Source organism: Actinomadura sp. ATCC 39365 (genome assembly GCF_054392275.1).
Window position 1 is genome coordinate 1,705,013 of the sequence record NZ_CP184335.1, and the last position, 26,157, is coordinate 1,731,169.

21 protein-coding genes and 3 pseudogenes are annotated in these 26,157 nt (G+C 69.3%); 9 read left to right on the forward strand and 15 right to left on the reverse strand.

Features of this window, described 5'->3' with window-relative positions:
- Positions 1 to 55: 55 nt before the first annotated feature.
- The 3 genes from ACNF49_RS08750 to ACNF49_RS08760 all read right to left on the reverse strand — a co-directional run bounded on the left by ACNF49_RS08750 (position 56) and on the right by ACNF49_RS08760 (position 4,209).
- Complete coding sequence (locus ACNF49_RS08750; RefSeq protein ID WP_482943352.1) at positions 56 to 1,639, reverse strand: OmpA family protein; 1,584 nt, start codon at positions 1,637 to 1,639, stop codon at positions 56 to 58.
- 930 nt (positions 1,640 to 2,569) lie between these two features.
- The gene (locus ACNF49_RS08755; RefSeq protein WP_482943353.1) at positions 2,570 to 3,649 is read right to left on the reverse strand and encodes an ABC transporter substrate-binding protein; all 1,080 of its coding nucleotides are present in this window, start codon (positions 3,647 to 3,649) and stop codon (positions 2,570 to 2,572) included.
- The gene (locus ACNF49_RS08760; RefSeq protein ID WP_498703803.1) at positions 3,646 to 4,209 is read right to left on the reverse strand and encodes a SigE family RNA polymerase sigma factor; all 564 of its coding nucleotides are present in this window, start codon (positions 4,207 to 4,209) and stop codon (positions 3,646 to 3,648) included. Before ACNF49_RS08760 ends, ACNF49_RS08755 begins: the two co-directional genes overlap by 4 nt.
- Before the next feature lie 168 nt (positions 4,210 to 4,377).
- Between ACNF49_RS08760 and ACNF49_RS08765 the strand changes: the two genes are divergently transcribed.
- A complete protein-coding gene (locus ACNF49_RS08765) occupies positions 4,378 to 4,959 on the forward strand; it encodes an OmpA family protein (protein ID WP_482943355.1) in 582 nt (193 codons plus the stop codon).
- On the opposite strand, the gene ACNF49_RS08770 is transcribed toward ACNF49_RS08765, so the two are convergent.
- Positions 4,943 to 5,413, reverse strand: a complete 471-nt coding sequence (locus ACNF49_RS08770) for a MarR family winged helix-turn-helix transcriptional regulator (RefSeq protein ID WP_482943356.1) — start codon at positions 5,411 to 5,413, stop codon at positions 4,943 to 4,945. The two genes, ACNF49_RS08765 and ACNF49_RS08770, sit on opposite strands and share 17 nt — an antisense overlap.
- Before the next feature lie 55 nt (positions 5,414 to 5,468).
- Here ACNF49_RS08770 and ACNF49_RS08775 point away from each other — a divergent pair, with 55 nt between their 5' ends.
- Positions 5,469 to 5,798 (forward strand): antibiotic biosynthesis monooxygenase family protein, encoded by a 330-nt coding sequence (locus tag ACNF49_RS08775; RefSeq protein ID WP_482943357.1) that lies wholly within the window; start codon positions 5,469 to 5,471, stop codon positions 5,796 to 5,798.
- Between the two features lie 92 nt (positions 5,799 to 5,890).
- Here the strand turns inward: ACNF49_RS08775 and ACNF49_RS08780 are convergent.
- Positions 5,891 to 6,082: pseudogene (locus ACNF49_RS08780) on the reverse strand (hypothetical protein); the annotation flags it as partial.
- 116 nt (positions 6,083 to 6,198) lie between these two features.
- On the opposite strand from ACNF49_RS08780, the gene ACNF49_RS08785 reads away from it, so the two are divergent.
- The 3 genes from ACNF49_RS08785 (at position 6,199) to ACNF49_RS08795 (ending at position 10,307) form a co-directional block, all read left to right on the forward strand.
- Complete coding sequence (locus ACNF49_RS08785; protein ID WP_482943358.1) at positions 6,199 to 7,494, forward strand: aminotransferase class V-fold PLP-dependent enzyme; 1,296 nt, start codon at positions 6,199 to 6,201, stop codon at positions 7,492 to 7,494.
- Between the two features lie 430 nt (positions 7,495 to 7,924).
- Complete coding sequence (locus ACNF49_RS08790) at positions 7,925 to 9,313, forward strand: OmpA family protein (protein WP_482943359.1); 1,389 nt, start codon at positions 7,925 to 7,927, stop codon at positions 9,311 to 9,313.
- A 739-nt stretch (positions 9,314 to 10,052) separates the two neighbouring features.
- A complete protein-coding gene (locus ACNF49_RS08795) occupies positions 10,053 to 10,307 on the forward strand; it encodes a MerR family transcriptional regulator (protein WP_358005295.1) in 255 nt (84 codons plus the stop codon).
- Here ACNF49_RS08795 and ACNF49_RS08800 read toward each other — a convergent pair.
- From ACNF49_RS08800 to ACNF49_RS08810, 3 genes and pseudogenes are all read right to left on the reverse strand, one after another.
- Positions 10,295 to 10,576 (reverse strand): hypothetical protein, encoded by a 282-nt coding sequence (locus tag ACNF49_RS08800; RefSeq protein ID WP_482943360.1) that lies wholly within the window; start codon positions 10,574 to 10,576, stop codon positions 10,295 to 10,297. The genes ACNF49_RS08795 and ACNF49_RS08800 overlap by 13 nt on opposite strands.
- On the reverse strand, positions 10,573 to 10,824 hold the full coding sequence (locus ACNF49_RS08805; RefSeq protein WP_482943361.1) for a sigma factor-like helix-turn-helix DNA-binding protein: 252 nt from the start codon (positions 10,822 to 10,824) through the stop codon (positions 10,573 to 10,575). Before ACNF49_RS08805 ends, ACNF49_RS08800 begins: the two co-directional genes overlap by 4 nt.
- 14 nt (positions 10,825 to 10,838) lie before the next feature.
- Positions 10,839 to 11,063, reverse strand: a pseudogene (locus ACNF49_RS08810) (sigma factor); the annotation flags it as partial.
- A gap of 429 nt (positions 11,064 to 11,492) precedes the next feature.
- Between ACNF49_RS08810 and ACNF49_RS08815 the strand changes: the two are divergent.
- Positions 11,493 to 11,615: pseudogene (locus ACNF49_RS08815) on the forward strand (transposase); the annotation flags it as partial.
- Between the two features lie 163 nt (positions 11,616 to 11,778).
- On the opposite strand, the gene ACNF49_RS08820 reads toward ACNF49_RS08815, so the two are convergent.
- The 4 genes from ACNF49_RS08820 to ACNF49_RS08835 all read right to left on the reverse strand — a co-directional run bounded on the left by ACNF49_RS08820 (position 11,779) and on the right by ACNF49_RS08835 (position 15,211).
- Entirely contained in the window at positions 11,779 to 12,240 is a 462-nt protein-coding gene (locus ACNF49_RS08820) for a DinB family protein (RefSeq protein WP_482943363.1), read from the reverse strand.
- 371 nt (positions 12,241 to 12,611) lie between these two features.
- On the reverse strand, positions 12,612 to 12,833 hold the full coding sequence (locus tag ACNF49_RS08825) for a hypothetical protein (RefSeq protein ID WP_482943364.1): 222 nt from the start codon (positions 12,831 to 12,833) through the stop codon (positions 12,612 to 12,614).
- Positions 12,830 to 13,666, reverse strand: a complete 837-nt coding sequence (locus ACNF49_RS08830; protein ID WP_482943365.1) for an NsdA family TPR-like regulatory protein — start codon at positions 13,664 to 13,666, stop codon at positions 12,830 to 12,832. Before ACNF49_RS08830 ends, ACNF49_RS08825 begins: the two co-directional genes overlap by 4 nt.
- A gap of 576 nt (positions 13,667 to 14,242) precedes the next feature.
- Entirely contained in the window at positions 14,243 to 15,211 is a 969-nt protein-coding gene (locus ACNF49_RS08835) for an NmrA/HSCARG family protein (protein WP_482943366.1), read from the reverse strand.
- Positions 15,212 to 15,305: 94 nt separating this feature from the next.
- On the opposite strand from ACNF49_RS08835, the gene ACNF49_RS08840 reads away from it, so the two are divergent.
- Complete coding sequence (locus tag ACNF49_RS08840; RefSeq protein WP_482943367.1) at positions 15,306 to 15,779, forward strand: MarR family winged helix-turn-helix transcriptional regulator; 474 nt, start codon at positions 15,306 to 15,308, stop codon at positions 15,777 to 15,779.
- A 172-nt stretch (positions 15,780 to 15,951) separates the two neighbouring features.
- On the opposite strand, the gene ACNF49_RS08845 is transcribed toward ACNF49_RS08840, so the two are convergent.
- From ACNF49_RS08845 to ACNF49_RS08855, 3 genes are all read right to left on the reverse strand, one after another.
- The gene (locus ACNF49_RS08845; protein WP_482943368.1) at positions 15,952 to 19,452 is read right to left on the reverse strand and encodes an RICIN domain-containing protein; all 3,501 of its coding nucleotides are present in this window, start codon (positions 19,450 to 19,452) and stop codon (positions 15,952 to 15,954) included.
- A gap of 407 nt (positions 19,453 to 19,859) precedes the next feature.
- Complete coding sequence (locus ACNF49_RS08850) at positions 19,860 to 20,957, reverse strand: hypothetical protein (protein ID WP_482943369.1); 1,098 nt, start codon at positions 20,955 to 20,957, stop codon at positions 19,860 to 19,862.
- Between the two features lie 160 nt (positions 20,958 to 21,117).
- Positions 21,118 to 23,910 (reverse strand): ATP-binding protein, encoded by a 2,793-nt coding sequence (locus ACNF49_RS08855; protein ID WP_498702266.1) that lies wholly within the window; start codon positions 23,908 to 23,910, stop codon positions 21,118 to 21,120.
- 304 nt (positions 23,911 to 24,214) lie between these two features.
- Here ACNF49_RS08855 and ACNF49_RS08860 point away from each other — a divergent pair, with 304 nt between their 5' ends.
- On the forward strand, positions 24,215 to 24,874 hold the full coding sequence (locus ACNF49_RS08860) for a sigma-70 family RNA polymerase sigma factor (RefSeq protein ID WP_482943371.1): 660 nt from the start codon (positions 24,215 to 24,217) through the stop codon (positions 24,872 to 24,874).
- A 93-nt stretch (positions 24,875 to 24,967) separates the two neighbouring features.
- Entirely contained in the window at positions 24,968 to 26,152 is a 1,185-nt protein-coding gene (locus ACNF49_RS08865; RefSeq protein ID WP_482943372.1) for a low temperature requirement protein A, read from the forward strand.
- Positions 26,153 to 26,157: the final 5 nt, after the last annotated feature.

Consider the following 26,157-nt stretch of genomic DNA (forward strand, 5'->3'; position numbering starts at 1 on the left):
TACGCCAGTGGAGGTGAGCAGGCGTTGACCCGCCCGGTGGCCGGGGCGGGAGAGGTCATTCGGTGACGGGCACGTCGTGCATCGGGGTGAACCCGAACAGGTTCACGTCCACGCTGGTCACGTCGGCGGGTGGGGCGGTCATGAGCACGAACATCCGGATCTGCTCGCCCGCTCCCAGCGACTTCAGCACCGTGGTGGAGCAGACGCAGTGCCGGGGCACGTCGAGGCGGCCGGGCGTGGTCAGCGGGAAGTAGCGGGTATGAGCCGCGTCGGTCAGCGCCAGCCAGAAGAAGTCGAGCTTGTACCCGTAGATGCCGGCCTGCTGGTCGACGTCGGGGTCCCAGGCTCCCCTCTCCAAGGAGACCTTGTCGCCGCCGCCGGCGTGCCGGAAGGTGACGGTGGCGATGAGGGTCCTGTCGCTGATGCGCCTCAGTTCCTGCAGGTCGGCCTTGAGGCCGGTCAGCTCCCGCAGGCCGGTGGCCGTCGGACCCGTCGTGGTCGCCGTGGTGGTCGCCGTGACGGACGGCGTCGGTACGGGTGTGCGCGGCGCGCCGGCCGGCTTGGGCAGCCGCTGGAAGGTCACCTCGACCCGCCGGTTGCGGGCGCGGGCGGCGTCGGAGGTGGCTCTCACGGCGGGCTCCGTCTCGCCCTTGCCCTCCACCTGCAAGGGGACCGGGGCGACGAGGCCGGTCAGTGCCTTCTGCACGGCCTTGGCCCGCCTCAGGGACAGGTCCATGTTGTAGGTGTCGTCGCCGACGTCGTCGGTGTGCCCGACGACCCGCACGGGCCCCTGGGCCTCGGTTCGGACGCGCTCCGCGACCCGCTGGAGCGTCTGCTTGGCGCGGGCGGTGAGGGTGGCCTTGTCGAAGGCGAACAGGACGTCGGTGTTGAGCGCGAGCTCCACCTGCTGGTCCGACTCGGTCACCGAGGTCGTGGTGGCGTTGGAGCGGGTGGCGAGTGGGACGGTGAGCGGGAAGGCGGCGGCGATGGCGGCGGCGTCCGGTTCGCCGTCCAGCGGCCGCCCGGTGCCGGTGGGGCTGATCGGCAGGGGTGCGGTCAATCCGGCGCTGTCGAAGCCGACGGCCAGGCTGGTGGTCTCAGGTGGCACCTGGTAGGTGGCCCACATCAGCGCGGGGCTGCCGGGGGTGGCCTTGGCGAGCGGCCCGGAGTAGCTGCACAGGCAGCGGGCCCGGACCTCGGCGTTGTCCTTCTTCATCGGGTAGTAGACGGAGAAGCGCGGGTCGTCCAGGAGGTAGAAACCGGAGGCGGCCTGAATGTAGTCATAGGGGGTGTCGCCGGCCAGCTGTCCGGCGTGGAAGCCCTCAAGCCGGACCTCGCCCTGGTCGGCGCTGATCCTGAAACGCGCGGTGACGGCGTTGGGGGCGCTGCGTTCCAGCCCGATCACGTCGATGCGTGCCGAGGCCAGGCCGTCGGTGTGGCCGTCGCCGTACAGCGTGGCCAGGGGCGGAGCGTCGGCGGCCGGTGTGCCCCCGTCGGCGGTGGCTGCGGAGGTGGTGGACGGCACGACGGACGGCTGCCGCGTGGTGACCGCCGGGGCTGACGGGACGGAGCAACCACCGAGTAAGAGCAGCGCCGCGATCAGAATCCGGCCGCTCGCTGAAAGCCTGCCAAAGTTCATGATCCGCCATTAAAGCAGCAACCATTTCCGACGTTCGTCTTCGGCGGCCCAGCATGACCCTGGTCATGACCGCCGAAACTCGCGAGTGAACGGCCGCTGCTTCCGTCGCGGCTTGGCGGTCTGGGTCAGGACCGGGTTGTCGAAATCTTCAGTCGACCAGCGCGATTTCGGTTTGTACGGCGACTCTGTCCAGCGGAATACTCCCGGTATTTCTGGCGCCCAGGAGACGGGAATCGCCATCGCGGTCATCAGGACCCAGTGCATCCATGTGCAGAGCCAGCCGTCGTGATTGGTGAGTGCTGCCCATCTCCACCCGATCTACTGCAGCCGTTGTACAAATCAGCTGCGCGGGTGCAGGCGCCTACGGCGAGGTTCCGCCCCACGTGGGACGACCACGAAGCAGCATGTGGCGTACGTTCCGCATCCGTGGGACTGCCAGAGATCTGTCTCTTCGCCAGAGTGGCCATCGGAGTGGTGTTCGCCGCCGCGGCGTTCGGAAAGCTGCGCGACGCCACCACCAAGAGGTGTTGGGCAGCGTCGAGGGTTCCCCCTGAGGTGCTCCTGGCCTTGAACGCGGGCACAGCGACGTGCGCGCCGCGCGGCACTCATACCGCCGCCGGACAGTCCTCATTGAGTCGGCCCAGGTACCGGGCGGCGCTGGGAGCACGGTTGCGCCCCATGGGCCGCACCTACCCTTGGTTCAGGTCTCTGGCCATGACCAGCGGGCTGGAACACCTGGAACTCTGCTCACCAGCGGCGGCCCGGCGGTCAGACTCCCGCCAGGCAGGGGGGTCTCTGGGATGTCGAGGGAGCTGATTGTCCCTTCTGGGCGGTCATAGAAAGGTCGCCACGCCCAGGTCAGCCGTGTGGGAAGCGACCGGAAGCGGGGAGCCTCGCGCGACTCATCGGTGACTCTTGGAGGCGCGTGGCTCATCCGCCCGTCATGACGGTGCTCCGGACGTCCGCTGGACGTTTGAGGAGTTTGTAGGTGCGGGCCAGGTCGGCGACCCGCTGGAGTTCGGACAGGTCCAGCTTGGCCGGGTAGGAGCCGACCGCGACGCCCGCGAGTTGCGTGCGGGCGATCCTCGTGTAGCTGGGCAGCACGTCGCGCGCCTGCTGGGGATCGCTGGCGAGCAGGCGTTGCGCTTTTGCCAGTGCGCGCTGGAAGGCCGCCAGCGTGCGGGGATTTTGCCGGGCCCATTGGCCTGTGGCTGTCATGCCCGCGGTGTGCAGGTCAGCGAAATCCCGGCTCATCGCGTCCTCCAAGATCCGCGTGCCGCTGTTCGCGCGACTCATGGTGATGTACGGCTCGGCCAGTAAGGCCGCGTCCACCTGCCCCTTGTCCATCAGGTTGAGCATTTGGGGGTAGGGCCACTCGACCAGGACGACGTCGCGCAACCTCAGCCCGGCCCTCTCCAGCACCGCTGTCAGCGCCAACGATCCGAGCCCTGCGATGTTCGGCACCGCTATCGTCTTGCGCTTGAGCCCGGCCGCGGTCCTGATCTTCGATTTGGCGTTCACGACGATCGCGAAGCTCCCCTGCGCGGACCGGTACATGCTGGCGACGATCTTGACTTGCTTGCCCACCTCATTGGCGGCGAAGGCCATGGCGTAATCGGTCTGCGCCAGGTCCAGCGCGCCGCTGTCGACCCGGTGCACCGCGTCGGCGGCCCCGGTGACGATCACCGGCTCGGCCGTCAGCCCCTCTTCCTTGAAATAGCCCTTGGCCAGGGCCACGAACACGGGTGCTGACTCCACGGTCGGCACCACCCCGACCTTGATGGTGGACCGTTCGGGCAAGCCGGTCGGCCGAGTGGCAGCTCGTGGGTCGGAGGACAGCGCCCGTACGCCGACGGTGGCGGCGAGTACTGTGAAGACGACCACCGCGGCGGCGGCAAGCGTGATGAAGTTGCGCCGTCTGCGCTGGTGGATCGCGATCGTCTTGGCGCCCAGGTCACGTTCCGGCACGTCGTCGGCGATGCGGCCGAGCTGTTGTCTGAGCCAGGTCATCGGCGTGTCCCCTCATGACGCGTCGGGCGGTCCAGTTCGGGCAGTCGAGGCGCGAGTTCCGGCGCCAGCGTCCGCAGGCGGGCCAGCGCGTGGTGCGTCTGGCTCTTGACCGTGCCGAGCGAGCAGCCCAGCAGGTCGGCGACCTCGCGTTCGGTACGGTCCTCGTAGAAGCGCAGGACGATCACCGCGCGCTGCTTGGGCGTCAGCCGCATGAGCGCTTGGTGCAGCACGATCCGCAGCACGGCGCCGTCCTCGGAGGCGTACGCGCGATCGGGCGGGACGGCGCTCAGCACCTCGCCGGCGCCACGGCGGCGCCGCCACGAGATGTGCTGGTTGACCATGATCTTTCGCGCGTATGCGTCGAGGTTGTCGATGTGGCGTAACTTCGGCCACCGTCCGATCATGCGGAGCAGCACGCCTTGCAGAAGGTCCTCGGCGAGGTGGACCTCTCCGGTCAGCAGGTAGGCCAGGCGCATCAACGGGCGTTGATGCGCATTCACGAACGCCAGGAAACCGGTATCACGATCCAACGTCTCTCCCTTATCCGGGTACCCTCCCAACGCTGCGGAGGCCGCAAAAGGTTGGCACTGCTGAGAAGACAAAGGGCACGAAGGAGGCCCCATGCTTGTGATCGAGTTCTGCCATCCGGGTCCATTCGCGCTGAGAGGGATCAAATCGAGCCGCTTCGTCCCTGGACGTCCACATCCCCCATGCCGGGACGCTGGCCGATGTCCCCGTTTCCTGACCTCCTGCCGGCGGCGGCGCTGCTCGCGCCGACGCCCCGCCCGCCCGTCCAGGTGCCCGTCAACACCGCCCCTCCCGCCACCGCGCCGGTCCTGGACCTGAACGGCGAGGTGCGGGGCATCACCGCCGACGTCCTGGACATCGGGGAGCGCATATCCAACCTGGACGAGCCGCTGATCCAGGAGACCCGCGGCACCCGCGACAAGATCACTGTGGCGGCCGTCGTGCTGTTCGCCTTCGACAAGGCCGCCCTCACCAGCAAGGCCAGGAGCCGGCTGGCGGAGACGGCCAGGCTGCTCACGACCAAGGCGCACGGCAAGCAGGTGCGCGTGGACGGCTACACCGACGCCAAGGGCTCCGACGCCTACAACCAGACGCTCTCCCGGGCCCGCGCCCAGGCCGTACAGCGGGCCTTGACCAAGCTCCTGGCCGGCTCCGGGACCACTTTGACCGTGCAGGGCCATGGCGCGGCTGATCCGGTGGCGCCCAACACCACTCCCGAAGGCGCCGACAGCCCCGCCGGCCGGGCCAAGAACCGCCGCGTGGAGATCAGCTTCCCTCGCTGACCTCGCGCTCGGCGGTTGGGGGCTGCCCGGTCAGGTTCCGGGCGCAGGCCGAGAGCAGCGCGGCCAGGTGCCGCACCTCCTCGGGCGGGAAGCCGGTGGTCATGCGGCGCTCCACGTCGAGCACGATCGCGTCGGCCTGGTCCAGCAGAGCTCGGCCGGGGCCGGTGAGCGTGATCGGCAACGCGCGACCGACATCCGGCCGTTCGGCGACGGAGACCAGACCGACCGCGGTGAGGCCGCCGAGCACGTCGCGCAGGGACTGGCGGGTCACGAAGGTACGGCGAGCGAGCTCGGCGGCCGGCGCTCCGGGGGCGTCGGCCAGGGCCCGCATCAGCGCGTACTGGGAGATGGACAGCCCCAGAGGTCGTAGCCGCTCCTCGCAGGAGCGACGGAACGCCTGATCGACCTGCTTGACCAAGTAGCCGATACGCTCCCGGACATCCTCTTGACTCATGACAGGAACCTTACACATACTGCTTCATGTAAGGAACCTGACATAAGGAGGGGTCATGCCGTCCACCACGATCACCACCGACGCTCCCGTCGCCACCCTGATCAACGTCTTCACCGTTCAGGCAGACCGTCAGCGCGAACTCGTCGACCTGCTCACGCGGGCCACCGAAGACGTCATGCGGCACCTGCCGGGGTTCGTCTCCGCCAACATCCACGCGAGCACCGACGGCATCCGGGTGGTCAACTACGCCCAGTGGCGGTCGGCGGACGATTTCCACGCCATGCTCGACATCCCGCAGGCGCAGGTGCACATGCGGCAGGCCGCCGCCCTCGCCGACCACTTCGACCCCCACCTGCACACCGTGGAGTCGATCCACCACCGGTGACCCCCGGCCGCCACGTCCGGGCGCGGAGGCGGGCTGGCCCGCCGGTCGTTCTGGTCGGTGGTCGCCCGCACCAGCCCCTGCCTGATCAGCGCCTGGATCTGCCGGGTCACCGACGACTGGTGCACGCCCAGCTCCTGGGCCAGGTCGGAGGGCGTCGAAGACATGAACGCGATGGAGATCTCCTCCCAGCGCGCCACCCCCGTCTCCGTCGCCGTTTCCCCGCTGGCCGTCCGGCTGGCCAGCACCGCGGCCTGTCTCGGCGTCGCCCTGTTCGTCCTGACCATGGCCGTCGCCCCTGCTGGGCGACCGTTCGAACCGCGCTCGGTGACGACGAGCGCGGTCGTCGCGGATCGGCCGATCCTCTGTGCAACGCCACCTCGCGCGGGATAGGACGGAAGACGTGAGTCAGCAACTGAACAGACGGGCCCTGTTCGGTGTGGGCGTCCTGGCCGGAGCGGCGGCAGCCTGCTCCTCCTCCACGCCCCCGCCGCCGCACGCGCCCTCCTTCGACCCGCGCGACTGGGCCTCCGTCCGGGCCCAGTTCGCCCTCCGCCGGGACGTCGCGCACTTCGCCGCCTTCACCCTGGCGCCCGCGCCCGCCCCGGTACGCGCCGAGATAGCCAAGCACCGCGACGGCCTCGACGCCGACCCCGACTACGCGCCGGTCCGCGACCAGGATCCGGACCAGCCCGTACGCGAAGCCGCGGCCAGCTTCCTCGGCGGCCGGCCCGAGGACGTCGCCCTCACCGACAGCACCACCATGGGCCTCGGGCTGATCTACTCCGGCCTGCGATTGCGCCCCGGCCAGGACGTCCTGACCACCGAGCACGACTTCCTGGCCACCCACGAGGGCCTGCGGCTGCTCGCGGCCCGTACCGGCGCGCGGGTGCGCAAGGTCCGCCTCTACGACGACCCGGCCAAGGCCACCGCCGACCGCATGGTCAGCGCGATCAAGGCGGCGCTCGGCCCGCGTACCCGGGTGGTGGCGATCACCTGGGTGCACTCCGGCACCGGCGTGCGCCTGCCGGTCAAGCAGATCGCCGCCATGCTGGCCGACGTCAACGCCCGGCGCGACGAGCACGACCGCGTCCTGCTGTGCGTCGACGGCGTGCACGGCTTCGCCGCCGTGGCCGACAAGGTGGCGGACCTGGGATGTGACTTCCTGGCCAGCGGGACGCACAAGTGGTTGTTCGGCCCGCGCGGCACCGGCGTGTTGTGGGGCCGCGCCTGGGACGCCCTGTCGCCGGTCATCGCCGGCTTCGGGCCGAAGTCGTTCGAGATCTGGCAGCTCGGCACGCCGCCCGGCCCCACCACGGCCGAGCTCGTCACCCCCGGCGGGTTCAAGGCCTTCGAGCACCGATGGGCGATGCCCTCAGCGTTCGCGTTCCAGCAGGCGATCGGGCCCGACCGGGTGCAGCAGCGTGTCCAGGAACTGGCCGGCAGGCTGAAGGCGGGGCTCGCCGGGATCAAGCACGTCACGCTGGCCACCCCGATCGACCCGGCGCTGTCGGCCGGGCTGGTGTGCTGCTCGATCGACGGCATGGAACCCCTGCAGGCGGTCGACGCGCTCCGCCGGAGCAAGGTGGTGGCCGGCACCACCCCCTACAACGGGACGTTGCTGCGTTTCGGCACCACCATCGTCAACACCCCCGAGCAGGTGGACGAGGCCGTCAAGGCCGTGGCCATGCTGGTCTGAGGGCGTCGTCTCCACCGGTGGGAGATGAGGAGGGGCGCCGAAATGGCGCCCCGGACGGGCAGGTGGCCCCTTCACCGCGGCGAACCGCCGGGGAAGCCGGCGTGGGCGACTCGGCTGCCTACACCGCAGGTTTACACCAATGGTTTGATGTGCCGCTGGTGAACCGGCAGATATGGTCGCGTCTCGTTGAACGCCCTTGTGGGCGGTTGAGTGGTTTCTGTGACGGGGGCGATGCAGGATGAGGCGCGCGATGCCGGCGGCCGGTCTGGCAATGGTGATCATGGCGGCGAGTGCGTGCGGCACCGGAATCCCATCCTCGTCGCGCTCTCCTGAACAGGCCGGTCGCACCTCCGTCCCCGGTGTGGTCGCGACGTCGTCGCAGCCCTCGCCGAGGGTCGAGGGCCGGCCGTTGGGCAGCCGGTCCCTGGGGGTGAGCAGCAAGATCACCGTTCAGCTGCTGGCCCTGGACCGGGTCTCGGCCCAGGCCGTGGTGGCCCGCTGGCGGGTCCGCAACGGCCTGGAGGAGGACTACTACTTCAGCGCCAGTCTGGCCGTGCCGTGGAACAGCGCGAACCTCGGCCAGAACGCCATCGGCGGAGTGTCCCTGCTCGACAGCGGCAACGACCGCTGGTACTTCCCGCGCGGCTACCGCAACGGCGACTGCCAGTGCACCCGGGGCTGGCCGACCGTCAAGGCGGGCCAGGAGCAGGAGATGGTTGCCGTCTTCCCCGCGCCTCCGCCCGGCGTCACCCGTCTCGACGTCCTGTTCCCGCAGGCGCCGCCGTTTCTGGACGTTCCTCTGGGGCAGGCGCCGCCGACCCCCTTACGCGTGCAGGAGGGTGAGGACCCGGTGGATCCCGACTCCGCCCGCGTCGGTGACCCGGTGACGCTGTCGGTCGTGAACCAGGTCGAGCAGGCGGGCGCGGCCCAGGACGACGACGGCCGGGTGGTGTCGGTCAGGCTGTCGACCGACGTGCTGTTCGCGGTGAACAAGGCCGATCTCTCGCGCGCGGCCCACGCCGTCCTACGGGAGGTGGCCGCGCAGATCGACCGGTCCCCCGGTGACGAGGTCGGCATCGACGGCCACACCGACGACACCGGCACCGACGCCGTCAACGACCCGCTGTCGCGACGACGCGCCGACAGCGTGCGAGCAGCCCTGAAGAAGCTGGTCACCCGCTCGGGCGTCCGCTTCTACGCGCGCGGCCACGGCTCCCGTGATCCGATCGCCGACAACGATCGCGCCGAGGGCCGCAGGACCAACCGGCGGGTCGGCATCACCTTCGACCGGCCATCCGCGGCGCCCGCCGATCAGGCACGGGCGACCTTCAGTCGCTCACCGGCCGCCGTGCCGTCCACGGCGGCGACGGGCACGACGCTGCCCGTGCTGGGAAGCGCCCGGGCCGGGAAGGCGCCCGGCGTCGAGGGCGCCGCCTGGCCGGACCAGGCCGAGGTACGTGTCAACGAGCTGACCAGAGACGCAGGCGGCTACGTGAACCTGGTGTGGACCCTGCGCAACGACGGTGACACACCGCTCAACGCCTGGTCCTCCTCCCACGACTGGGGCGGTGTGTACGCAGAGGCCAGCACCGGCGCCGCGGCGCTCGTGGACGGATCCCGCCGTTACCGTCCGCTGCGTGACGCCGAACACCACATCACCGTGGGCCCTTACCTGCTGTCCGTGCCGCGCCCGGAGTACCTGGTGACCAAGGGTGAGGAGTACACGCTGTGGGCGATGTTCAAGCCTCCTGCGGACGTGTCCACCGTCACCGTTCAGATCCCCGGCTTCGAACCCATCGACGGTCTCGCCATCCGGTGACAGTCTCGCCGCGCCTCGCCCTCGATCCCTCGGGTCGATTCCGCACTCCTGCGGACGCAGGAGAAAATCTGTAGTCATCACAGTAGACATTCCGGTTGAGGGCAGCTAGAGTTTCTGACATCGCAAGGACCGGATCCACGAGGGCGGCGCAGGACGAGCAACACGACGGGGCCGCCCGGACGACGTGGACAGCAGTACAGAACACAGCAGTACAGCAGTACAGAAGAAGGAAGAGGCAGAAGGTCGGACTGCCGCGGCCAGAATGATCGAACACGGGGCCGGGGCGGTGGACGCGCTGTCATTGCACGAAGTCGGCACAGAGATCGAGGTGCCGACGTACGGATAAACCGGAAAGGAGTGTTGAACGCCATCAGGATCGCCCGTCGCCGGCGTATCGCCGCACGGGTACCGCAGTTCCACGAACAGGACGGTGGTCTACGGTCACGCTTATGCGATCCCCGCATCTCGCCCCAATGGGCAGACATTTGCGGAACAAGTGAATCGGCCAGCAGGCCGATCGATGGTGTTAAACCTCATTCGGGCCCCGGCGCATCATGGCGCCGGGGCCCCTGTCCGCATTCAGGAAGGTTGCATGGATCAAACAGACCAGGCTCAGGCCGCCGGTACCGTCAGCCGACAACAGCCGCATCACGTCACACCACCCCCCACCGCCGCACCCGCCGCATCCGGCCAGAGCCCTGAGCAACGGCTCGACGACGACGACTACCCCGCCTACAGCATGGGGCGGGCCGCGGAGATCCTCGGAGTCACCCCGGCGTTCCTGCGCAGCCTCGGCACCGCGAAACTGATCGAGCCGCTGCGTTCCGAAGGCGGCCACCGCCGCTTCTCCCGCTACCAGCTACGCCTGGCCGCTCGCGCCCGCGAACTCGTCGACGCGGGCACCCAGCTGGAGGCGGCGTGTCGCATCATCATCCTGGAAGACCAGCTCGCCGAGGCCCTGCGGATCAACGAAGAACTCCGTCAGCGCGACTGACCGCCGCATCGCGGCTCCCGGTCGTGCCGGAGCACCGCGCGGCGTACGCGGGGTGGTCTGTGGCGGCCGAGCGAGGATCCGTATCCGGGATTCAGCATCACCGGCACGGTCACGGCCACGGCCGCCGTGACGATCACCGCCCCCGCCACGCGGAGCCTGCTCACGCGGGCGCGATGCCCCCGGCGTACGGCACTGCCCAGTCCGGGCCCGGCCTGAACCTCGGCGACGTGCGCCGCCATGGCCTCGGCGAGGTCGTCCTCGATCGTCATCTCGTCACTTCCCTTGCGACATCCATGTTCTGGCGGATCCTGGCGAGCCCGCGCGCGGCCTGGCTCTTGACCGTCCCGGCCGAGCAGCCGAGCAGGGCCGCGGTGGCCTGCTCGGACTGGTCCTCCCAGTAGCGCAGGACGAGCACGGCGCGCATCCTGGGCGGCAGCCTGCGCAGCTCACCGATGAGCGTGTCGCGCAGGTCGAGGTCGGGAGAGTCGGCGGCGGTCTCGGGCGGCCGGGCGAACATGCTCTCCTGGACGGCCTCGCCCTGCTGATCGCCGCGTTCACGACGACCTTCCTCGCGTACGCCTCGGGGTTGTCGTGCCTGATCCGCGGCCAGTTCCGGTAGACCTTCTCCAGCGCGTGCTGGACCAGGTCCTCGGCGTCGTGCCGCGTCGCCCCGCACGCCAGGATCGCGGTACGCAGCAACGAGGTGCTTCTCGTGGCGAGGAAGTCGTCGAAGGCAGCCTCGTCGGCATCTGTCATCAGTGAAGGTCCCCTTTCGCCCTCCCCGACGCGCGAGCCCGCCCGGAGGTCGAGTGCCTTCCCGAAGAGTCGAGGTCAGGCGACGACGCCGTCCGCGCGCAGGGACGCCGGCTCCGGCGGCGACAGGGACAGCAGGTCGACCAGCACGTCGTCGGTGTGCTCGCCAATCTCGGGGGCGGGCAACGGCGGGACCTGGCAGCCGTTCAGGAGCAGCGGGCCGCCCGGCGCCAGGTGGGGCCGGCGCCCGGCTGGCCGAGCGGGGCCATCGGCGGCTCGTCCCGCGATGCCGCGGCCCCGCCTCGTCCTCACCAAGGGCAAGAAGGGCCGGCACCCATCCCCGTCGACCGCCCACGGAGGGCCCGCCCTCGTTCCTCACCCCGCCTCCACGCCGGGCGCCTGCTCACCTGGGCGCGCGACGTGCTCCACCTGACCGTCACGATCGTCAAGCGCTCCGACGACGTCCGCGGCTTCGTCGTGCTGCCGCGCAGGTGGGTGGCAGAACGAACCTTCGCCTGGCTGACCCGCTACCGCCAACTGGTGCGGATCTACGAGCACAGGCCCGAGCACCACGCCCTCTACGGCCCCATGCCCACGAGCGCTTAGCCTTCGTCAGCCGGCTCGGCGTCCTGGAGCTACGGCTGACCACCGCTCAGCTGATCAGCGGGTACGTCGGTGAGGTGGCAGGACCTGGATACGGGTGATGCCGGGAGAGCCGCTACGCTCCCGTGGCCCCATCGATGCGCTCTCGGATCAGGTCGGCGTGCCCGGTGTGCTGCGCGTACTCCTCCAGGAGGTGGATGTAGATCCAGCGGAGGCTGACCTTGCCGGTCGGCGCCCGGGGGGCGTCGGCCAGCTCCTCCAGGTCGATGTCCGCAACCGCGGCATCGCAGGCAGCCGTCTCCGCGAGGAAGGCGGCGTAGTCGGCCTCGGCGTCGGCGTCGGCCACCAGGTCGAAGTCGCCGTCTTCGTACTCCTCCGTGATGTACAGCTCGGGCAGGTTCTCGTGCAGGAACTTCTCCCGGAACCACCAGCGCTCGACTTCCGTCATGTGCCGCAGGAGACCGAGCAGCGTCAGGTTGGACGGCTCCGCGGCGGCGGTCTTCAGCTGCTCGGAGGTGAGGCCGGCGCATTTGCGCAGCAGGAACAGCCGGCGGAGCTTCAACCAGTCATCCAGCATCTCGCGTTCGCCACAGGCCATGTCCGTCCGAGGTCCCCGCTCTACGTCGGGTGCTGTCCACGTCATGTCACCATCATGACGACCTGCGCAACCGCTTTCGCCGGGTACGCACGTATTCTGCCCGCCGCTGGGCGCATCGCTCGAAGATGGGGCTCGACCAGGGCATCCCTGTCCCGGCCTCAGCGCCCAAATCCTTTGTCAGCAGGCTTCTAAGTCAAGACTGGGTGCTGGTCGCCTCTGATCGTTCAGCGTCAGGCCCCTGGCGGTCTCATCAGACATGTGCGGCCTCGGTGAACATCGGTCGGTCTTCTCGCAGCAGAACGCGACTGGCGGCTGCGACTGAAGCAAAAAGGCATGATCCGCCGTACCGTCTACGCCGCCCGTCGTGCCAGCCTGGCTTCGGCATAGATCGTGAAGTCCTGCACGAGCGGGTCGTTCCCGTAGGGCGCGAGCTGACTCATGAACTCCCGGACATAACGACGAGTGCGTGCCGACCGAAGATCGGCCACCGTGGCCACGACCTCGCGAGCCACGGCGATGCCCTGCTCCAGATCGCCCCCTGCTACATGACTCGTGGCGAGGATGGTCCTCACGAACGACAGGCTTCGCACGTAGAGGCTCTCTGAAGCTTCACGCTTTCCAGTACTTGGTCTCTTGCTCGATGATGCCGTCCCAGATCGCGAAAGCAGTGAGTGAATTCGGCCGTCAGCTCGGCCTCGTCGAGGTACTTGAGCCAGACCGGGTCGTCCTCGGGATTCCGGCGTTCGAACCATCGCTCAGCCTCGCCCAGTGCGCGGCTGCCGCCGACCTGGTCGCCCTGGGAGGCGAGCGCGCGGGCCTCCATCGCGTTGAACAGGGCCATGGCCGTCGAAGTGGACGCGCCTTCGGCGCCCATGCGGGCGGACCTGGCGAGGTTCGCGGCCATGCCGTAGTGGCCCAGGTAGTTGGCCTGGTGGCTCATGCCGGCCAGGATGCGGCCGCCGAGCATCCGATCGCCCGCCTCGCGGGCCAGCATGAGCGCCTTGGTCATGTACTGCTGGGCCAGGCCGTGCAGCCCTGTGTCGTAGGCCATCCAGGCGGCCAGTCGCAGCATGGCCGCCGTCTCCGAGAGGAACTGCCGGCCGAGCGTCGTGTCCGGGCGTACGTGCTTGAGCAGTGGCTCGATCTCCATGGCGATGTACTGGACGACCGTGGAGCGGGCGTGTCCGCCGCCGAACCGATAGTCGAGCTTGGCGAACAGGGCGGTCGTCTCTCGGACGGCTTCGACGCAGCCCGCGGTGATCAGGCGGCCTTCGGCGCACGACCGTACCGAGCCTTCAGGCGTCACCAGCCACGTGACCATGGAGTCGTTCCAGGTGTTGGGGCACACCTCGCTCTCCACCACACGGGGATTCGAGGACAGATCTCCTGAGATCAGGACTGTCACATCGTCAGCGAAGCCGCCGGCCTCCTGGGAGGGGACGACGAAGGGGGGCGCCTCGGCGCTCCATCGGCGGCCGTAGCCCTACGGGCAGAACATCAGCAAATCATGCAGGTTCTGCCAACCCGCGCAGAATCGCGGTCACGCTCGCAGTAGTAACTTCTGCTGATCCACTTGTGATCCCACATCGGGCGGCGTGGGAAGGGATTGGGAAGAGCTGGCCGCAGCCGCTCGATCACAGTCGTACAGCGCCGGACGTAAGACAAGGCCCTTGACTGGCGTTTTCGCTGGTCAAAGGCGCTTTGCTGCTGGTAGAGCCTGGCGCCTCTGGCAGGGTTCGAACCTGCGGCACCCGCTTTAGGAGTCGGGAGAGCGAAGCAGCGGAACTATGGATTCCACCTGCGGCTATCTAGCGGTGTCTGGCGTAGACGGTCCCTGTTGGGAAGGCATGGGGAATGATCTCTCCTTGCCCCCTCTGTGCGTGCCCACTTGTTCCCAGGCATCCGCCCCTGTAGGGGGCCGAGTTGATTAGGGGTGGATGGCTTCTGGCGTGACCACGTGCGGGGAAGGGACGGGTGCCGGTCAGTGCGGGATGGTGTCCCGGTGAGTGGCCAGCCACGCGTCGAACGGCTGCAGTCGCGGGTTGAGTTCGCGCAGTAGTTCGATGTCGATGAGCTCGGCGATGTCCGAGGCGGCTGCGATCAGGTACTGGAGCATGTTGCCGACCTCGCCCGCGCCCGGGAACCCAGCGGCCCGGATCATGTCGGGGCTGACCGCCTGGTATGTCACGGGCTCGCCGAGCGCCTGGCTCAGCGCGGCGGCGTACTGCGCGCCGGTGAGCACGGCCCCGGCGACGCTCACCCGCCTGCCGGCCATCCCGTTCCCCTGGCGGAAGATCCCCAGCGCGGTCCTGCCGACGTCCTCCGCGGCCTGCGCGGCCACCCGCGCCTCGCCGAAGCCGAGCGGCAGCACCAGCGCGCCCGTCTCGTCACGCCGGGGTGCGAACATGTCCCGGAACGCCTCGTAGTAGACGTTCGCCTGCAGGAAGGTGGTGGGCACGCCCGACTCCAGGAAGAACCGGTCGGCCTCGGCCTTGCCGTCGGCGTGCGGCACCTTGTACGTGCCCTCGAAGCTCGGCGTCCCGTCGTCCGGACGGAAGTAGCCGCGGGTGTCCGACAACGTGGACCAGACGAAATGCCGGACGCCGGCCTCCCGGCCAGCCCGCGCGGCGTTGCCGGCCTGCTCCCGCTCCTTGGTGGTCGCGGGCCGTGCCCGCTCCTCCTCGGGCGTGCGCGGCTCCCAGAAGTTGGTCACCACGAAGGCGCCGTGGGCGCCGTCGAAGGCCCTGCGCAGGCTGCCCGCGTCGTCGAGATCGGCCCCCACGACCTCGGCCCCCAGAGCGGCCAGCTCCCTGGCCCGCGCCGAGCCCGGGTCCCGGGTCAGGGCTCGCGCGGCGAACCGCCCGCCGCGGTCGTCGAGGATCGCGCGGACCAGCCCGCCTCCTTGCGCTCCGGTCGCGCCCACCACGGCGATGATCTGCTGCTCGCTCACAGAAACGGTCCCCTCATATGAATAGGTTGATGTGTCAACCAGGCCACCATACAGCGCCAGGTTGATACGTCAAGCAACCGGTAGAGTGGGCGCCATGGGATGGGAGCAGGACATCGGCGAGGCCGACCGGATGTGGCGCACGTACATCGAAATGGCCAAGCACCTCGGCTCACACCTGCAGCAGCACCTGCAGCGTGAGTGCGACCTGTCCGCGGCCGACTTCGAGGTCCTGGTCCGGCTCACGGAGTCCGAGCGGCGGGAGATGCCCGTCGCGGAGGTGGCCGTCGCGACCCAGTGGGAGAAGAGCCGCCTGTCCCACCAGCTCACCCGGATGGCGCAGCGCGGGCTGGTCGAGCGGGTGGACACCGACGACCGCCGCTATCCCGACGTGCGGCTCACCGACAAGGGCTACGCGGCGATCGACAAGGCCGTCCCCGAGCACACCGAGCTGGTGCACGCTCTGTTCATCGACGTGCTGGGCCCCGAGCGGCTGGCCGGTTTCGCGCAGGCATGCGCCGACGTGCTCCGCACGCTCGACGAGCACCGGGAGCGGGACTGCTCGTTGTGATCAGGCCCCCGCGCCAGGGCCTGGCGAGAAACGAAGATGCCGGGCCTTCGCCGGGGCGCGCGTACGGCACTGGCGTGGCCGTTTCCGCGGCCCGGCGAGGGCGTCCGTCATGGGTCGTGATCTGGTGTGGTGAACGGCGGGCGCGCTGCCGCCGGTAGAACGCCGCCGGCGGTCAGCTTGCGATGGCCTTCCAGTTCCAGGTGAGCCCGTAGGACGTGCTCAGCGCCAGCAGACCCGGGCCGACAGCGCCGAGGTTGAGGAAGCGGCCCTGCGCGTCGTACTGGCCCACCGCCGTCAGTTGTGAGGCATGCCTGTCGGCCGGCGGGGTGCAGAACATGTAGCCGCCGTCATTGGGACGGAATTCGTTCAGCGTGAGCAGGTTGCCGTCGCCGACCGCGGGGTTGGTGGCCGTTGAATTGACATACAGTCCCTTGTGGACCAGGTAGTAACAGTAATAATCCTCGGTCTTGTCGGCGTATATGGGCATGAATTCTTCTTCGGAATCGTCGCTGTCGGGTTCGAGCGCCACCGGCGTGCCGGGTTCCGGATCGGAGTCCTGTACGGTCATGGCCGATCCCGCGCCGGTGACGATCTCATCGACGTCCAGCGCCTCGTTCTCGGCGTCCTGGAGGAACCAGCGCTGGTCGGGATCGAATTCGTCGGCGAGGTCACGACCCACCAGTTCTTCGCCGTCAGCGCGATCCAGGGCGGTCAACGCCTGGCCGGTGGCCTTGTTCAGCAATATCCAGGTGCCGTCTCCCATGTCGAGCAATCGCCAGAGCTGGGAGTCGCCGTCGTCGGAGCCCTGGAGAACCACCGGCGCGTCGGCGAGTCCGGATTCCTGGCCCAGATAGGTACGCGTGAAGCTGTGCAGGACGCGATAGTGTCCCGGGTCGTCACCGGCGGCCAGGAACCGGAAATTGTGCGCGCTCTGCTCGGACCGGGCGAACGTCTTGGTCTTGAGGCGGCTGCTGCCGGGCCGCGTTCCCGCACCCGAAGGGTAGGGAGAGCGGGTGCTGGAGGCGCTCCTGAGATTCTGCGTCGTTCGCGGAACGGCCTTCGCCTGCCGCGCCGGTTGGGACGTCGTGCACCGCTGGTCCTCGGTGAGATAGGAGAAGTCGTATTCGACGGGAAGGTGGTCCGACATTTCGAAGTCGGTCATCGGCGTCCCGAACCCGTACCCCCTGTAGAGCGCCGGGGTGACGCCGTTCTGGGTGACGGCGTAGTCGATGGTGCGTCCCGTGACGGGCCGGGTGGGTCCGCTGGAGGGTAGTACGTCGAACTGACGGGAGTCGTCGCCGAGGGCGGTCAACAATCCTGTCTGCCCATAAGCCTCCATATTGAAGTCACCGAGGACCACCCAGGGCAGCGGTTGCCCGTTCGGGCCGGCGGTCTGCATATGACTCCTGATGTTCCGCAGCATCGTGACGTTGTCCGTGCCGCCTGCTGCGGCCCCGTGCCAGGTGAAGTAGACGACCCCGCAATAGTTGACGCCGAGCGCGGGACGGGACTTGCCCTCGTGAACGCCGTTCCGGGTCGCTCCGGGGACGACGAATATCTCGTCCCTCTGGACACTTCTCCGCGTCCAGACGGCCAGATTGATCTTCTCCGGGCTGCCGGAACCGGTGTCGACGTTCGTGTTCAGCCAGTAGAGGTAACCTCCGCCGCGGCCTCCACTGGTTCGGCTGAGCCAGATCTCCTCGACGGGAGGCGCGTTCGTGCTGCCGTCGCGCATCCTCTTGACGTAGTCGGTCTGCGCGATCGTGTCTTTGCCCCAATAGTGCCGGTCGGTGGGATAGCCGGTCTCCTGCAGGGCCAGGATGTCGTTCTCCCTGGGAGGACTCTCCCGGGTGTGCAAGGCGGGCAGCGCGGTCGCGTACCTGTCGCCCTGTTGTTGCGAGGACGCGCCGGCCATGTTCCAGGTGGCCGCCTTGATCTCGACGAGCTTCGGGTCACGTGGGGGAAGCTCGCCGCCGATGTCGCGGAGGAACAGCGACTGCCGGTGTCCCACGTCGAGGGCGGCCACTCCGTTGCCCTGGTAGTTCAGGGTCTCCCGTCCGGTCCAGTCCGTGATCGCCTGCCCGTTCTGGCTCAGGGGCAGGAACGCGCGTGGGTCGGAGTCGTCCGAAGCGAACTGGAAGGCGGTGCCGGCCTGGGCGCCGTACGGCCTGTACGGCTCGAAAGGGCCGCCGGCGGTGGTCTGCTTGCTCAGCGTGTTGTCATAGAAGACGTTCTGCGGCCCGGAGGAGCCGGCCCACTTGCCCGCCTTGGGCCCGGCCGCCCACCAGATCGGATACCAGGTGCCCGCGTCGATCTCGCCGCCCTCGCCACCGCAGTTGGCGGAGCAACTGGCCGAGCGATGCTCGTAGGGGACTCGCACCGTGTTCTGCTCGAACAGGTTGTCGTGCTCCCAGCCGCCGTGCAGGTTCAGGTCGGAGTCGAGGTCGTTGCGGAAGGCGACGTTGCCGCCCGCCGACCACTGGAAGGTGAAGTGGCGCAGGTTGCGGCTGAGGTTGTGCGCCCACAACGAGTCCCACACGCGGCTGCCACGCACGTAACCGTTGCCGCCCTTGCCCTTGTTCCAGGCGCCGTCGAAGCTGTTGCGCTCGATCTGCAGGTTGCGCGCCACCTCGGTGACGATCGGGTGTGAACCGGTCATCGTGGCCTTGAGCCCGCGCGCCCAGCTGTTCGCCGCCCACTTGAACACGATGCCGTGCATGGCGTACTCGGGCGCCAGGTTGCCGTAGTTGTGCACGGCCTGCTCGGGAGTGAGCGAGTACGTCTCCTGGCCGCCGATCTTCGGCAGGCCGTTCATGTCCTGAGTGAAGGAGAAGTCCTCGAACCCGACACCCTCGACCACCTTCAGCGGCGTGACCTTGCTGGCGTACGGGCCGCCGCCGTTCAGCGGTTCGGAGCCGTCCGATTCGGAATTCACCGGCAGGTCCCACCTCAGCGGCCGGTCCAGCGTGATCGTCTTGGCCGTGGCGTCCATGCGGCGGAGCCGGAACATCTCCTGCCGCATGTGGAGCGCCTCGATCATGCTCTGATCGGTGATGCCCTGCTGCGCGTAGAACTTCCTGCTGTTGGCCGCGCCCACCCAGACATAGCCGCCGGGCCTGAACTTGGTCATGTCGGCCTTCGCGTCCAGCCGCACGACCGTGCCTCCCGCTCGTGCCGAGAAGCCCGGGTCATCGGCCGCGCCGGCCACCTTGAAGCCGGAGGCCCAGTGCTGGTTGACGCTGCCCTCGTAGAGGTCCTTGCGCATGGGCAGGCTGGAGGCCAGCTCCCAGTCGTCCTTGTACCGGGTCGCCACCTCCCGGGTCTGGACGCGGAACATGCCACGCCCAGGCCAGATCCAGCCACCGTTGCCGATGTCGGGAGCGGTGCCGGCAATCATGCTCTCCTGATCCCACCGGCCGTTGATCACCTGGTCGTAGCGGGTCTGGAGGCCGGGCCTGAACACCAGCCGGGTACCGCCGTCGCCGGAGCCCTTGCCCCGTACGATCAGAAATCCGGCATCTACGTAGATCTGCCGGGTGATGTCGATCCGGCCTGCCGGGAGCTCGATGAGCGAGAGCCGGTTGAAGTTGGCGTTCGGCGAGCAGTCGCTCTTGATGCGGTCGATCGCCTTCTGCAGTCCGGCGGTGTCGTCGGTCCCGTCGTCCGCCGTCACCCTGTAGGAGGAGGCGAGCTCTTCCGGCGAGATGCGGCAGGAGGCGTCGCCGGTCAGATCCGTATCGCCCTCAGGCAGCTCCTGGCCGCCTCGGTACCCGGCGCGGGACCAGTCCGGCAGTCCGGCCGGCGGGGCCGTGCGGTTGCTGTGACTCAGGTCAGGGCCGGACGCTCCAGGCCCGGCCCACGGCGGGTCCTCCGCCGTGGCAGGTGCGGTCACGGACGTCGGGGAGGCGGACGCCCCCCACGCCGCAGGGGTGATGCCCGGCGACGACAACGAGAGCAGCAGGACGGACACCAAGGCCGCCGCTGGTCGGACCATTCTCACGTGATCTCTCCGAGAAGGACGCGGACGCCGAAAGCCGGCGTCGGTGACGATGGCGTCGTCCGGCTGCGTGTTCGCCGGCTTCACCACTGCGGGGCCGACGGCGTGGGCATCGCCGCGAAGTCGTAGACCTTCTTCCACAGCACGCCGCTCTTGCCGCCGGCCGAACCGTTGATGACGTAGTAGAGATCGGTACCGGCCACCACGGCCAGCGGGGTTCTGCCGGGTGAGAGCGCGAAGCTGTTCTCCTCGTAGTAGCCGCTCCACCCGCCGTCGCGCGAGATCATGTAACTGCCGATGGTGTTGTCACGGTCCTCGGTGATGGTGATGACGCCGTAGCCGCTTCGGGAGAGCGCGACGGACGGGCCGTTCCTCGTGTAGCCCGGGGTGCCTGTCGCATAGACCCGGAACGGGTTCGTCCAGTTGCCGGTCCCGTACCGCTGCCGCGACATGTACACGTAGTTGTCGGTGCCCGTGAAGGCGAGCACGATCTGGTTCCAGGGAGCGGGGTCGGCGTTGGTGCCCACCTGCGCGGCCAGTCCCGGCGCGTCCTTGCTCCGCGCGCCCGGCACGACGCTGGGTGAGCTGTAGGTGCCGGTGTCGCCGTTGTAGTACATCGTCCAGATGTCGTCGGTGGACTGGCTGTTCCAGGCGAGCATGAAGGAGTTGCCGGGGAGCGCGGCGGCCGCCACGGGCTCGGTGTCGGTGGTGCGCGTGTCGTTGGGGATCCTGGTCCAGCTGGGCAGGGTGGCGGGTAGCTGGTAGCTCGGGCTGAGCTGGACGCGATGCTGGTAGACGTGGCCCTCGGTGCCGGTGTGGAAGATCCGGAAGTTGCCGCGGCCCCCGTCGTCCGTCCAGATCACCCGCGGAGGCGTCCATGTCTGCGCGTTGGGCAGCGAGTACGCGGGCCCGTTGTTCAACGAGATCCAGATGGAGTCGTTGTCCGCGCCGCGCCAGGCGTGCAGGATGTTGCCGCGGTCGTCGCGCGCCTCTCCCGGAGTGGACCTGCTGGTGATCTGCCCGCCGGCGTAGGTCACCGGCTGCCAGTCGGACCCCTCACCGGGGAAGCCCCAGGAGCTGATCGAGGCGCCGCCGTCGTCGGCCGAGGCCGGCGCCGTCATTCCACCGGCAGAGGCGATCAGCGACACGGCCGCGATGAACAACCTCTTCTTGATGAACATCTCTTCTCCCGCATCGTCTCTCGAATCGACGACCATCGCGCCGTTGGCCCGGCGGTGACTCATGGACCGTCGCTACAGAGACAAAGTGGGGGAGGCCGCTCGTGACATGACGCTCGTCACATCACCATCCCGCTCGCGGACGACGGCGGGCCGCGGATCCTCAGGCCGTGAGCGCCGCGCCTTCGAGCAGCGTGGTGCGGATCTGCTTGCGTGACGAGATGCCGAGCTTCGTGAAGACCTTGCGCAGGTGCCATTCGACGGTGTGCGGGCTGATGAAGAGCTGAGCGCCGATCTCGGGGTTCGTCAGCCCGTCGCCGGCCAGGCGCGCTATCTGCGCCTCCTGGGCGGTGAGAGTGGCGCGTGCCTCGACGGTGCGCTTGCGTACCGTCTCACCGGTGGCCTGGAGCTCGCGCCGGGCGCGTTCCGCGAACGCCTCGGCCCCCATGTCGCCGAGCAGCTCGTATGCGATGCCCAGCTGCTCGCGTGCGTCGAGGCGGCGGTTCTCCCGGCGCAGCCACTCGCCGTAGAGCAGCCGGGTGCGGGCGAGCGTGGTCCGGACCTCGGTGCGGCCGAGCCGCTCGATCGCCTCGCGGTAGAGAACGTCGGCGTCCGCTCCGTCGCTCACCTGGGCCCGTACGCACGCCGAGGTCCCGAGGGCCCAGTCGGTGCCGCTGACTCGGGCCATCTCGTCGAGTCGCCAGGCGACCTCGGCCGCCCGGGCGGGCCTCCCGCTCCGGACGGCGGCCTCGACGAGTTCGACCGTGGACCTGATGGCCGTCCCGCCGAGCTCCTGCGGGTGCTCGAAGGCTCGCTCGGCGGCGACGTACGCCTCCTCGTACCGGCCGAGGCCGTTGCAGAGCACCGCGCTCGCCCATTGGGTGGCGGTCACCACCTTGCCTTCCCCCTGAATGGCCGGGTCCCGCGTGATCGCTGCGCTCACCTGACGGGTCGCGGCCTCTCGTCCTCTCCACGGCTCGAGTATCAGGGCCGCGTACTGGGCCAGGTAGCGGCTGCCCGTCACCTCGCCGATCGTCACCGCCTCGGCGACCAGCGCGTCGGCCAGGGCGAACTCACCGGCGAGGACCCTGTTCGACACGAGCATATGGAGGGCTGAGGGCAGCACCGACAGTGCGCCCGCCTCGCGTGCCAGATCGACCAGTCTCGCGGAGAGCACCGACCAACTGTCGAAGTCCCAGACGTTATGGGCCATCCGGGACGCGAACGGCAGCCAGCCAAGGCCCTGTTCCCTGGAGACCCCTTCGGCGCGGAAGGACTCCAGGGCCCGCAGCACCATCGGCACGCCCGCCGCGGAACCCTCTGTGAGCGCCATGCCCACGCCGTTCAGGAGCAGGTCGTTGCGCTCCGGCGGCGGCCCCGGCGGTGCGGCCAGCAGCGCCTCGGCGATGTCCACCACCTGGGCGCCGCTCGGCAGCCGGCCCGCGTTCATGGCCGCGTTCAACGTGTCGCGGTAGGTCTCGCGAGCCAGCCCGGCGTCCAGCGGCGCCAGGCGCTCACCGGCTCTGAGCAGCAGCGGGAAAGCGGAACCGGCGCTCCTGGAGGCGAACGCGATCTGACCGCGCAGCAGGTCGGCCTGGGCGAGTTCGCGTTCGTCCAGAGTGCTGAGTTCGGCTGCGTCCAGCAGTTCGAGCGCGGCGTCGTACCCGCCGGCCTGGTATTTGGCCCGTGCCGCCGCCAAGGCCCTGGCGCCGCGGCGCGCGGGATCGGGGGTCAGCTCGGCTGCCCGTTCGTGGAACGCCGCCGCCGCGGCGACTCCGCCGCGCGCCTGCGCCCGATCGGCCGAGCGCTCCAACTCGGCGGCCACCGTCTCGTCGGGGCCGGCCGTCGCGTTGGCGAGGTGCCACGCCCGGCGATCGGGGTCCGCTCGGGGATCGGTCGCGTCGGCCAGCGCCCGGTGGACGTCCTGCCGATCCTGCGGGGACGCGACGCGGTAGGCCGCCGAGCGCATGAGGGGATGGCGGAAACGCACCCGCGTACCGATGGCGATCAGCCCCGCCGCCTCGGCCGGCGACGCGGCGGACACTTCGATGCCCAGCAACTCGGCCGCGCGAGTCAGCAGGGTCACATCCCCGACCGGCTCGGCCGCCGCGATGAGCAGCAGCCGCTGTGTCTCGGCCGGCAACGCCCGGACCCGCCGCAGGAAGCCCTGCTCGATCTGACTGGCCAGCGGTCGCGCGTCGGGCCGCCCGAATCCACCCGCCAACTCCGCCGGCGTCAGCCCCCGGGGCAGTTCGAGCAGGGCCAGCGGGTTTCCCTGCGTCTCGACGACGATCCGGTCCCGGACCTGCTCGTCGAGCCGTCCAGGAGTCACGGAGTCCAGCAGGGCGCGGGCGTCGCTGTCGCTCAACCGTCCCACGTCGAGCTGGGGCAGCCCTTTCAGCTCCTGTCCGAGGTGGTGCTCGCGCACCGCGAACACCAGCCCGATCGGCTCCGCGAGCAGGCGCCGCGCGACGAAGGCGAGGGTCTGCGCGGAGACCTGGTCGAGCCATTGCGCGTCATCGACGAGGCAGACCAGCGGCCCTTTCTCGGCCACGTCGGCGAGCAGGCTGAGCACCGCGAGCCCGACCAGGAAGCGGTCCGGAGGAGTTCCCGCGCTCAGGCCGAACGCCGTCCCGAGCGCGTCGCGTTGGGGGCCCGGCAGGCGACCCAGATGCTCCAGGAACGGGGAGCACAGCTGATGCAGCCCGCCGAAGGCCAGCTCCATCTCGGATTCCACGCCGGTCGCTCTGATGATCCGGCAGCCGGACGCGCTGTCCCGCGCGTACTCCAGCAGCGCCGTCTTGCCGATGCCGGCCTCGCCGCGCAGAACCAGGACCGAGCTGTGGCCGTCCTGCACCGTCGCCACGAGCTGATCCAGCGTCTCGCACTCGAGCTGCCGCCCGCGAAGTTGCGACCCGGGACCTCTGCTTGCCATGGCACTGCCCCCGACGATCATCTGTTCGTTGCCCCATGACCGCTGAACATGGGGAGAAACCGGCGCTACATCCTAGATGGAGACGTAACCTACCGTTCTGTCATCAAGCCCAGCAATCTGCTGGTGACACCGGCCGCAGGATGAGCCGGGTGGTCGCGGAGCATCCCACTGTCCGAAGCGTCTCCGCTGCCCCGACGCCCGCCACGGTGCGGGCCAGGGTACCGACCACGGTGTTCCCAGGGCGCGATGGAGCAGCACGGGCAGCGACCGTGATCGCAGTGGCATCACCGGATGCCAGCTGTCGAACGGAGCCGCCATCGTGACCATGAGCCTGTTGGAGTCGTACGAAGATCACGCAGAGCGGACCCATGACCGGTCGATCACACATGGGGACGGAGACGATTCGGCGTTCGTCAGCGCCGCGCCCCGGCTTCTCATGATCGGTCTGCGCGTCCTGCAGGACGTGGGCGAAGCCGAGGACGTGGTGCAGGAGACGTGGCTGCGTTGGGCCCGTGCCGATCGGTCGGTCGTCATCAGCCCGCCGGCGTTCCTCGCGCTGACCACCACGAGGCTCGCCCTCAATGTCGCCCAGTCCGCCCGCAGGCGCCGAGAGACCTCCGCCGGCTCCTGGCTCCCCGAGACAGTGGACCTCGCCGCCGGGCCCGAGACGGCAGCCGAACGACGAGAGGCGGTCGACACTGCGATCCGGCTGCTGCTGGAGAGGCTGACACCCGCCGAACGAGCCGTCTATCTCCTGCGCACGGCCTTCGACTACCCCTACCGCCAGATCTCCGAGCTCCTCCACCTCGGCGAAGACCATGCGCGGCAACTCCTGCGACGCGCGCGCAACCACCTCGCCACCGAGCGACGCCACCAGGTGAGCACCACCGCGCACCGGCGCCTCGTACGGACGTTCGTCGCCGCCGCCCAGTCCGGCGACCTCGCCGCACTGGAAGAAGTGCTCACCGCCGACATCGTCCGCTGAGTTCGATCGCTGTTGCGGCGATCTGTCACAGATCACGACGCCGTCCGGTCTTTCGGGTGAATCGGACGCCGAAAGAGCGACAGGAGCGGGAGCGTGCCCTCGACCATGACCACCATCCGGATCCGGGTCAGGATGAGCTCACGGCCCGTCGACGAGCCGCATCGCGCGTCGAGCCAGCTCGAGCTCCTCTTCGATCTCACCTTCGTGGTCGCGGTCGCGGCCGTCACGGCGCAGTTCGCGCACGTCATCGCCGAAGGTCATGGCCTGACCGGGCTGGTCCCGTTCCTCCAGGTGTTCTTCGCCATCTGGTGGGCGTGGATGAACTTCACCTGGTTCGCCTCGTCGTACGACACCGACGACGTTCCCTACCGGCTGCTGACCATGGTGCAGATGGCGGGGGTGCTGGTCCTCGCCGTCGGCGTGCCCGCCGCGGCCGGCCACTCCGACTACGGGATCATCACCCTGGGCTACCTCGTCATGAGGATCGGGCTCGTCGCCCAATGGCTGAGGGCCGCGTTCGAAGACCCGGCGAGCCGCCGTACGGGGCTCCGCTACGCCGCGGGCATAGGTCTGGTCGAGCTGGGCTGGTTGCTCCGGCTCGCTCTCCTGACCGCCGGCCTCCTGCCGGCGTCGCTCCAGCTGCCGTTCTTCGCCTGCCTGGTCGTCCTGGAGCTGGCGGTGCCGTGGTGGGCGGAGCGGGTCAGGGCAACCACCTGGCACCCGCAGCACATCGCCGAGCGCTACGGCCTGTTCACGATCATTTTGCTGGGCGAGAGTGTCCTGGCCGCGAGCAGAGGGGTTGAAGGGGCGCTCGAAGCGGCTCCCCTCGTCGTCATCGCCGGATCCGGTCTCGTCCTGCTGTTCGCCCTGTGGTGGCTGTACTTCCTGGTCGAGGCAGGGGAGGGGCTCAGTGAGCGGCGGCATCGGTCGTACTGGTGGGGGTACGGCCACTTCGGCATCTTCGCCGCGCTGGCGGCCCTCGGCGCCGGGCTCGAGGTCGCGGTGGAGCAGAGCGGGCGCCAGGTGGCGGCATCGCCGATGGCGATCGGCTACGCGGTCGCCGTCCCGGTCGGGGTGTATCTCATCCTGCTCCGGGCGGTGCATGCGCTGGTCGACGCGGACTCCGTCATCCCCCGCACTGCCGTGGCAGGGTGCGTCGGCGCCGTCGTGTTGTCGCCGCTCGCGGCGCCGTGGATCGGGGTGGCCGCCGTGGTCGCGCTGATCGCGGCCGCCTGCGTCGCGCTGGTCGCCGTCGCCATCTGGGCGGCACGTAGCTGAAGGAG

Excerpts from the sequence above, each read along its gene's own strand:
- ACNF49_RS08750 (WP_482943352.1), bottom strand. The coding sequence starts at position 1,639 with ATGAACTTTGGCAGGCTTTCAGCGAGCGGCCGGATTCTGATCGCGGCG.
- ACNF49_RS08755 (WP_482943353.1), bottom strand. The coding sequence starts at position 3,649 with ATGACCTGGCTCAGACAACAGCTCGGCCGCATCGCCGACGACGTGCCG.
- ACNF49_RS08765 (WP_482943355.1), top strand. The coding sequence starts at position 4,378 with ATGTCCCCGTTTCCTGACCTCCTGCCGGCGGCGGCGCTGCTCGCGCCG.
- ACNF49_RS08770 (WP_482943356.1), bottom strand. The coding sequence starts at position 5,413 with ATGAGTCAAGAGGATGTCCGGGAGCGTATCGGCTACTTGGTCAAGCAG.
- ACNF49_RS08775 (WP_482943357.1), top strand. The coding sequence starts at position 5,469 with ATGCCGTCCACCACGATCACCACCGACGCTCCCGTCGCCACCCTGATC.
- ACNF49_RS08795 (WP_358005295.1), top strand. The coding sequence starts at position 10,053 with ATGGGGCGGGCCGCGGAGATCCTCGGAGTCACCCCGGCGTTCCTGCGC.
- ACNF49_RS08800 (WP_482943360.1), bottom strand. The coding sequence starts at position 10,576 with ATGACGATCGAGGACGACCTCGCCGAGGCCATGGCGGCGCACGTCGCC.
- ACNF49_RS08805 (WP_482943361.1), bottom strand. The coding sequence starts at position 10,824 with ATGTTCGCCCGGCCGCCCGAGACCGCCGCCGACTCTCCCGACCTCGAC.
- ACNF49_RS08820 (WP_482943363.1), bottom strand. The coding sequence starts at position 12,240 with ATGCTGGATGACTGGTTGAAGCTCCGCCGGCTGTTCCTGCTGCGCAAA.
- ACNF49_RS08840 (WP_482943367.1), top strand. The coding sequence starts at position 15,306 with ATGGGATGGGAGCAGGACATCGGCGAGGCCGACCGGATGTGGCGCACG.
- ACNF49_RS08850 (WP_482943369.1), bottom strand. The coding sequence starts at position 20,957 with ATGTTCATCAAGAAGAGGTTGTTCATCGCGGCCGTGTCGCTGATCGCC.
- ACNF49_RS08855 (WP_498702266.1), bottom strand. The coding sequence starts at position 23,910 with ATGATCGTCGGGGGCAGTGCCATGGCAAGCAGAGGTCCCGGGTCGCAA.
- ACNF49_RS08860 (WP_482943371.1), top strand. The coding sequence starts at position 24,215 with ATGAGCCTGTTGGAGTCGTACGAAGATCACGCAGAGCGGACCCATGAC.